The sequence below is a fragment of the Mesorhizobium sp. M7A.F.Ca.AU.002.02.1.1 genome (assembly GCF_003998535.1).
In the GTDB taxonomy this organism is placed as follows: Bacteria; Pseudomonadota; Alphaproteobacteria; order Rhizobiales; family Rhizobiaceae; genus Mesorhizobium; species Mesorhizobium ciceri.
On record NZ_RZPB01000907.1, the window covers coordinates 1 to 2,135 of the forward strand.

Annotated in this window: 2 protein-coding genes; both read right to left on the reverse strand. The window is 60.7% G+C overall.

The window, feature by feature from the left end; translation table 11 throughout:
- On the reverse strand, positions 1-615 hold a 615-nt coding region (locus EN879_RS33125; RefSeq protein ID WP_164774736.1), incomplete at its 3' end, for a sugar ABC transporter permease.
- A gap of 1 nt (position 616) precedes the next feature.
- Complete coding sequence (locus EN879_RS33130) at positions 617-1,867, reverse strand: extracellular solute-binding protein (protein WP_063170675.1); 1,251 nt, start codon at positions 1,865-1,867, stop codon at positions 617-619.
- Positions 1,868-2,135: the final 268 nt, after the last annotated feature.

Sequence of the window (2,135 nt, forward strand, 5' to 3'; positions counted from 1 at the left end):
GTCGAGACGGGCAGCCTCGATGACTTCCTTGCTGACGCGCTGCATGCCGGCCAGCAGCACCAGGGTGGGGAAGCCGAGCCAGTGCCAGACGTTGGCGAACAGGACGCTGCCGAGTGCGGTGTGTTCGTTGCCGAGCCACGGTATGGCGCCGATGCCGACCAGCGCCAGCGTCTGGTTCACCAGGCCGAACAGCGGATGCAGGAACAGTTTCCACAGGAAGCCGACGATGACCGCCGACAGCACGACCGGAAGAAAGACGATGACCTGGTGGATACGGTGGCCGGGCAGCGCCTTCAGCAAGGCATAGGCGAGCAGGAAAGCGGTGCCGTTCTCGAACACCATCAGCGCCACGAAGGCGATGATGTTGTGCTTCAGCGCATTCCAGGTCCAGTCGCTGTAAGGCTGTTCAAACAGCACCTTGCGGAAGTTTTCGAAGCCGATGAATCCGGTCGGCTGCAAGCCGTTGAACTCATAGAAGGCAAGGCGGAAGGCTGAGAGCAGCGGCCAGAGCACGAACAGCACCATGACCACCAGGGCCGGTGTCAGCAGGGACGCGATCCAGAGTGACCGGCGCCACGGAAAGGCTTTTGTGGTGTGGCGCCGGCCGCTGTTCATGTCACTTGCCCTGGAAAGGCTTGTACCATTTGGCGAGGCCGTTGGTCAGGTCGGCGGCCAGCTGGTCCGGGGTGATCGAACCCGACATCATCTTGGTGATGTCGCCCTGCAGCAGCTCCGATCCCGTCGGTTTCTCGAAACGGAAGTAGACGACATTGATATGCGGCATGGCGGTTTCGTTCAACTTGGCGACATGGGCGAGAAGCTCGTCCTTGATGACGACGCCCTTGATCGGCGAGATGTTGCCGAGCAGAGCGGAGAACTTGTCGCCGAACTCCTTTGTGCCCATCCAGTTGACCAGCTTGAGCGCGGCCTCCTTGTTGGCCGACTTGGCGTTGACCGCATAGCCGCCGTCGAAGAACTTGGTCACCTGCGGCGTATCGCCGGCCTTGACCACTGGCGGGGCGACGAAGTCCATGTTGATGGCCGGGTTCTGGGTGCGATAGCTGGCGATGTCGAAGCTGCCGCCGGCAAGCATCGCCGCTTTGCCGCTGATGAACAGCTGGCCGGCGGTGTCATAGTCGATACCTTCGAAGCCGGGCGGCATGTAGTCGCGCAATTCGAGCAGCTTGCCGAGTGCGGCGACATAGCGCGGGTCCTTGAAGGTGGTCTTGCCCAACGTCAGGTCGCTGACGAAATCCTGGCCGAGGAACGGGTTGGTGAAGATGGCGACGAACATCTCGTTGAACCAGCTTGTGCCCATGCCGTTGGCGAGGGGATAAATACCCTTGTCCTTCAGCGCCTTGCTGACGGTTATGAACTCATCCCATGTGGTCGGCGGGGTCAACCCGGTCTTGGCGAAGACGTCCTTGTTGATGAACAGGCCGAGCGTCTGCGAAGCGAAGGGCAGCGAATAGACCTTCTTGTCGGCGCGATAGGTGCCGGCCACCAGCGCATCGGCGGGCTGGTTGGCGAGCGAAGGCACCGTGGTCAGATCCTGTGGTTCAAAATAGCCGGCCTTCACGAACTGCTCGAGCCAGCCATAGGCGTGGGTGTGGATGACGTCGCCACCCTTGCCGGCGGCCAGGGCCGTCGAGACGATGGTCGGATAGTTCTCGTCCGGGAAGGACTCGAACTTCACATGGATGTCCGGGTTGGCCTTGGTGAAATCGGCGAAAAGTTCGTTGTAGGCGGCCTTGTCTTCCTGGCGCCAGGTCCAGAACGAGATGTCGGTGGCATGCGCCACGCTGGCTGCCAATCCCCATGCGAAAGACGCGGCCGCGAGGGCCAGCCCAATCCTTCTCCTGCTCATGTTGCAATCTCCCAATCGCGCTTGATGCGCTTTTTACGACGATTATCAAATCATAGTTCTTGCCGTCTGGAAAGATAGTTTGTAAAGTTTCCTAACTAACGTGGATTGGACGCGGCAGCCCGGCTTGCGCGGTGGATATGGTGACCCAGAAAATCATTGCAGGCGTGGATATAGGCGGCACCAAGACGCGCATCATGGCGTGCCAGGGCGAGCGCATCGCCGACGAGGTGCTGGTGACGGAGAGCTGGCGCATTCGCCAGATGGAGAC